General features: G+C 41.3%; 3 protein-coding genes and 1 rRNA gene. All 4 read left to right on the top strand.

Going from position 1 to position 6,345, the window contains the following annotated elements; all coding sequences use genetic code 11:
- Positions 1 to 42 precede the first annotated feature (42 nt).
- A 5S ribosomal RNA gene (gene rrf / locus G399_RS0107060) occupies positions 43 to 158 on the top strand.
- Positions 159 to 677: 519 nt separating this feature from the next.
- Positions 678 to 3,659 carry a TonB-dependent receptor gene (locus G399_RS0107055; RefSeq protein WP_006011336.1) on the top strand — a complete coding sequence of 994 codons (2,982 nt, stop codon included), beginning with the start codon at positions 678 to 680 and terminating at the stop codon, positions 3,657 to 3,659.
- Positions 3,660 to 3,997: 338 nt separating this feature from the next.
- Positions 3,998 to 5,551 carry a tryptophan halogenase family protein gene (locus G399_RS0107050; RefSeq protein ID WP_006011334.1) on the top strand — a complete coding sequence of 518 codons (1,554 nt, stop codon included), beginning with the start codon at positions 3,998 to 4,000 and terminating at the stop codon, positions 5,549 to 5,551.
- A 65-nt stretch (positions 5,552 to 5,616) separates the two neighbouring features.
- Positions 5,617 to 6,345 (top strand): SapC family protein, encoded by a 729-nt coding sequence (locus tag G399_RS0107045; RefSeq protein ID WP_006011332.1) that lies wholly within the window; start codon positions 5,617 to 5,619, stop codon positions 6,343 to 6,345.

Raw genomic sequence — 6,345 nt, 5'->3', positions numbered from 1 at the left:
GCGTTATCGCACAGAGCGCGATGATGTTGCACCCAGTTTATGCCTGACGGCAATAGCGATACGGTACCACCTGATCCCATTTCGAACTCAGAAGTGAAACGTATTAGCGGCAATGGTAGTGTGGGGTTTCCCCATGTGAGAGTAGCACACCGTCAGGCTCCCATTTAAGAGCCCGTCCCTGTGACGGGTTTTTTCTTTCTAGACGTTAAACTATTTAGCTATATAGTTTAGTCTTCAACGATACAGTTCAGCGCGGCGCGTGAGTATCCGCAAGCACCATTCCGCAATAGGTATTGGCCTAAGCTGACCTCCAATAAGAAATACAATGCGGTTGTTATTCATCACTGCCAAATTTTGTATAATAGTAATTGTTTATGAATTTTAGCTAGAGCTCAACTAGCCTAAATTCAGTTTTTTTCCACTTTACCGCCCAAATATCCCGCTTTAGCGTATTTAACGCCTATTTATTAACCTTTGCGTTACAATTTTCACATAGAATTTTCATCGAGGTATTTCCCAAGCATTTTACGCTTGTAGATTTTATTTAGAAAATGAATTTGTCGTGTTATAGCAGTATATGAAGCGCTTAACGTTTTTTGCTGACGGGGGGTAAGTACCTACACGGCCTTGTAAACATTTGAACAGTATGACTAAAAAAAAGAAATTTAAGGACACACATGAAAACTAGAATTTTTACGAAAACCCCTTTGGCAGCTAGCCTGTCATTAATACTTGGTGCGGGTATCATGGCGCCTGGTTTTGCACAAGAATCGCCAGACACTGCAGAGTCAGATGCGACGGAAATTATCGAAATTAAGGGTATCCGTGGCAGTATGATCAAATCCATGGATGTCAAACGCACATCTACTGGTATTGTTGATTCTATAAATGCAGAAGATATCGGTAAATTCCCTGACAGTAACTTAGCAGAGTCATTACAGCGTATTACCGGTATTTCTATTGAACGTTCAAATGGAGAAGGCGCCAAGGTCAGCGCTCGCGGTTTTGGCCCAGATCGCAACCTAGTGATATTGAACGGCCGTCAAATGCCAACAACGACCGGAGAACGTAATTTTGATTTCTCTAATTTAGCGGCCGAGGGTGTGAGCGGCGTAGAAGTTTATAAAACATCTAAAGCAGATATACCTACTGGTGGTATCGGCGCAACGATTAATATTTTAACCGCAGAACCACTGAATAGCCCTGGTATGAAGGCAACGTTCAGTGTCGAAGCGTTAGATGATGCTACAACCAAAAAAGGTGGATTCACGCCGCAACTATCAGGACTATATTCAAATACCAGTGATGATGGGAAGTTTGGTATTGCACTTTCGGCCAGTTATTCAGAGCGTGAAAGTGGCAGTCAGCAAGCACAGACCTCGTTTTTCCGAAGCTTTGCCGGTGATTTTAACAACTGGGGCGGCGTAGCAAACGATGATTCACAAACGAATCGATTTGGCGACAGTGATATTTTTTCGGTACCGCAAGCCACAATCTATAAGTTTGAAGAACAGCAGCGTAAAAGATCTAATGCGCATTTAGTGTTGCAGTATAAGCCAATAGATAATCTTACCGCTACAGTAGATTATCTTTATGTACAAAAAGAAAATGATACGCAAAGCAACGCTATTTCTGCTTGGTATAATTTCGGTGACACAACGAACGTTTGGTCTGACGGACCTATTGCTTCTCCTTTAATATATTCTGAAGATCACAACGTTGACCTTAACGCTAATCCTCAGGTTTTACCTGCAGATCTAGCTATTGGTGGACAAAACTTCAGCGTTAAAGATGATACCAAGTCTCTAGGCTTAAACCTAGACTGGAAAGTGAATGATAATCTGACCCTGATACTTGATCACCATGAATCTTCTGCAAATAGCAGCCCTAATAGCCCACTAGGCTCTGGTAACGAAATGCAGCTGCGCGCTTTAGTTCGCCAAAATACAGCCACTGATTTCACTGGCGAAAGACCTGTGCTATCCGTCGTAGGCGGTAACTCAGCCACAGCCACAGATTTTCAGATTACAGGGAGCGTGTTTACAAACACTAAAAATGCATCTGAAATATCACAAACGCAATTTGGTGGTGAATATGTCTTAGAAGAACACGGCAGTATCGATTTTGGTATCGCATTAACTAATTCACAAAATAGGGCACGTATAAAAGGTGTGCAACGCAATAACTGGGGTGGCGAGGGCCCAACTGGTTTGTTTGACGATTTATTATTTCCTCGTGACATATTGAGCCAATTCGACAATCTAAGTGGTGGCAATTTTGACGGTCATACGGGTCCTGTGGAGATTTTGAATCAATATTTTGAATTCGATTTTGCTGCGGTAAGAGATATAGCCGCCGCAAACTTAAGCGTTCAATCTGCAGCTACAGGAGATTGCGGTAATTCCTTCTGCCCATCTACTAACTACGGTACGGATGCAGACCAATATACCAGAGAAGAAATGACCTCGGTATACGTTCAGTATAATTATGAGGGTGAGATTGGTGACATGTTCTATGACGTCCACCTTGGCGTCCGCTACGAAGAAACAGATATAGAGGCGATTTCTTCAGTACCTGTATTTTTTCCTGCAGCTCTCTGGAACGGTGTAACTGAGCTTGCACTTGTCGGCACCGGTAATGTGTTATACGAAACAAAAGAAGCTAGCTATGACCATACTCTGCCAAGTATTAACTTCAATTTAAATGTGACTGATGACATCGTCTTGCGTGCTGCCTATAGCAAGACTATCGGGCGTCCAAGATACAATCAAATGATAGGTGGTATTAGATTGGACGCTAATGCTCGATTTAATGGTGGTACTGGTTCTACGGGTAATCCGGGGCTATTACCTCTTGAGTCTACCAATATCGATTTCTCGGCCGAATGGTATTATGACGAAGGTAGCTATATTTCGTTGGGATACTTTACTAAAGATGTTGAAAACGACATTCTAACACTGCCTATAGACAACCAGTTCAATATACTTAACCCAGCTACTGGTCCTTATGTAGAAGAGGCGCTTGCCGCAGTAGGCACTGACGGTTTAGCGCAACGTCAATATATATTTGATACCTACGGTGCAACTGACCCTAATGTTTATAAAGACGAGGGCAACATTGTTATTGCGGGTAACCCAGCGCTCAACGACTTATTGAATTTCAAAATTGAGACACCACTAAATGTTAGCGGCACAACCGGTTACGATGGTATTGAGTTTGCAGTACAGCATTTATTCGGCGAATCTGGATTTGGCGGCATAATCAACTATACCGCGACTAATACCGATAATACTCACGATGACTTTGTTTTAGCCCCACAATTGGCTGAACTGGGTATTAGTGATTCTGCTAACGTGGTCGGATTTTATGAAATGGATGGCTTGTCAATACGTATTGCGTACAACTGGCGTGATAAATACATTGTATCGTTAGTGCAGGATGGCAGTGCAGGTCCTGGCCCTCGTTATATTGAAGAGTATGGGCAGTTAGACTTAACGGTAAGTTATGACGTACCACAAATCAAAGGCTTAACGGTTTACTTGAATGGTATCAACGTGACGGAAGAGAATCTGCGTGTAAGTGGACGTTCTGAACAACAGGTTCTTGCGGCTATTCAACAAGGATCTCGTTACTCGTTTGGTGCACGTTATACTTTCTAGTAAGCACACAAGCTGTTGACCGCAGTCAATAAATAGCTCACTAAGGCCGCAAGAATTAATCATAATTCATGCGGCCTCTTTTATTTTTTGTATCAAAATATTTTTCCAAAAGAATCACAATTACGCTGTAAATGAAAGTCTATATTTTTTCTCTGTGATCAATACTGTTTTCCAAACCGTTAAAAAGAGTTATGTGGTTTATTGAAAGCTCACGGGGAGCTTGTAGACGGTTACATACAGAGTTGTTAAAACCTTTATACACGGTGAGTTGTAATCGTAATGTTGGTTTAGTAATATTTTTGGGTCTTTTTGAAATATAGTTAAATTCAGGTAAGTAAATGCACAAGCCCTTAAGAAAAATAGTCATTGTCGGTGGTGGTTCTGCAGGGTGGTTAACCGCTGGAGTTATCGCCGCAGAGCATTCAACAGATCCTAATGTCGGTATCGAGGTCACTCTGATTGAATCGGCCGATGTCGCTCCTATTGGCGTAGGTGAGGGTACATGGCCTACTATGCGCAGCACCCTGAAAAAAATGGGTATTAGTGAAACCGATTTTTTGTTGGAATGTGATGCGAGTTTTAAACAAGGCTCAAAATTTTCAAATTGGCGTAGCAATACCAACGAACATTATTATCATCCATTTACATTACCGCATGGATTTAATGACACCAACCTTGCGTCATTTTGGCAACCCTATCGGCACAAAGTAAGTTTTGCCGACGCAGTTGGCGTGCAAAGCCATTTAGGTGAGCATGGCTTGGCGCCTAAACAGATTTCTACTGCAGAATACGACTTCTATGCTAATTACGGGTATCATTTAGATGCGGGTAAATTTGCGGCCTTGCTACAAAAGCATTGCACCACAAAGTTAGCGGTCAAACACATCATCGACCATGTAACGCAGGTTAATAGTTCTTCAAACGGAGACATCGCTACTATTACCACTAAAAATAATGGTGATATTACAGGTGATTTGTTTATAGACTGCACAGGTACTGCTTCTCTTTTGCTAGCTAAACATTATGCAGTTCCTTTTGTTAGTACAAAACATATTCTGTTTAATGACTCTGCGTTAGCGGTACATGTGCCTCATCAGGACTCAAACAGTCCGATCGCTTCTTTTACTTGCTCTACTGCGCAATCTGCGGGTTGGATATGGGATATAGGACTGCCGTCACGCAGAGGAGTTGGTTACACTTATTCCAGCCGACATATTACTGATGTTGAAGCAGAAAAAGCACTACGTGACTACATTACTCCGATAATGGGCGAGAGTGCAGCGCAGTCGACTAAAATCCGCAAGATAGATTTTTCGCCGGGACACAGAGAAAAGTTCTGGCATAAGAACTGTGTAGCAGTGGGTTTATCTGCTGGCTTTATTGAACCTTTAGAGGCCACAGCTTTAGCCTTAATAGAGCTTTCTGCAAAAATGATCAGCGAACAGTTACCAGCGGATCGTGAAGCAATGGATCTTGTAGCCAAACGTTTTAATGCTAAATTTTTACACCGTTGGCTTAATATCGTTGATTTTCTAAAGTTACACTATGTGCTGAGTAAGAGAACAGACTCAGCGTATTGGCGTGAGATATCTGATGCCGAGCAACTTCCTGATACCTTAAAAGAACAATTACTATTGTGGAAAACTCGGGCGCCTTATCATTACGATGCTACCCACACAGAGGAAATGTTTCCACCAGCTAGTTATCAATACATCCTTTATGGTATGGACTTCATTACACAGCCGGTCAACACAAAAAGGGTGGATGAGTCGAAAAAAGCGCAGGTATTATTTGCTGAAAACGTTAAACAAACGAAGCAACTTTTATCCTCACTACCGTCGAATCGTGAGTTAATTAATAAAATCAAACTATATGGCTTACCAAAAATTTAGTCGCAATATGTGTTTCAATAAGCAGTAGACTATCACACAGATAAATAATGAAATTTGGAATGAAAATGGCAACTACCGTATTACTTAATAGTATCGATCATCAAGATGTAAAAATAATTACCGAACGTTCGCAACAATACGGTGACAATCTTTGGTATAGCCTGACTTTCCCAGCTGAATTTAGAAGTGTACAAGCCTATTACCCTATATTTTTTAACAAAGATGTTAATACTGGCGAATTCTTTTCAGTCGCTATATTTGGGTTTCAAGACAAAGAAAATCTTTTTCTGACTGATAATAAGTGGGACGCGCCTTACATTCCATTGAGCGTTACCCGACAACCTTTTTTGATTGGTGTGCAGAAAACCAATGAGGATGGCGAAGACAAAGAGCAAAGAGTATTGCATATTGATATGGACCACCCTAGAGTAAACCAACAACAAGGGCACGCGTTATTTTTAGAATTCGGTGGTAACACACCTTATCTTGATAGTGTGGCGGATATGCTGGAAGCTATTCATCATGGCATGGTGGATAGTAAAATATTTATAAACCTGTTAGTTGAACATAAATTGCTAGAACCGTTCACCTTGGAAATTGAGCTGAATGACAAAACTCAAAATCAAATGCTGGGTTTTTACGTCATTAGTGAAGATAAGGTCGCTGAATTGAGTGCTGACACATTAGCGATATTGCATGCAAGAGGTTACTTGCAAGCGATATATATGGCTATCGCGTCTCAATCTAATGTACGTGGGCTTTTAAATAGAAAAAATATACAACTGGGTCTGTAA

Source organism: Brumicola pallidula DSM 14239 = ACAM 615 (assembly GCF_000428905.1).
Taxonomy (GTDB): domain Bacteria; phylum Pseudomonadota; class Gammaproteobacteria; order Enterobacterales; family Alteromonadaceae; genus Glaciecola; species Glaciecola pallidula.
Note: the sequence above shows the minus strand (reverse complement) of the source record. Positions and strands in the feature narration are given on the sequence as shown.

What these genes read in the sequence shown, in the direction of transcription:
- G399_RS0107055 (WP_006011336.1), top strand. Translation starts at nt 678, where the DNA reads ATGAAAACTAGAATTTTTACGAAAACCCCTTTGGCAGCTAGCCTGTCA.
- G399_RS0107050 (WP_006011334.1), top strand. Translation starts at nt 3,998, where the DNA reads ATGCACAAGCCCTTAAGAAAAATAGTCATTGTCGGTGGTGGTTCTGCA.
- G399_RS0107045 (WP_006011332.1), top strand. Translation starts at nt 5,617, where the DNA reads ATGGCAACTACCGTATTACTTAATAGTATCGATCATCAAGATGTAAAA.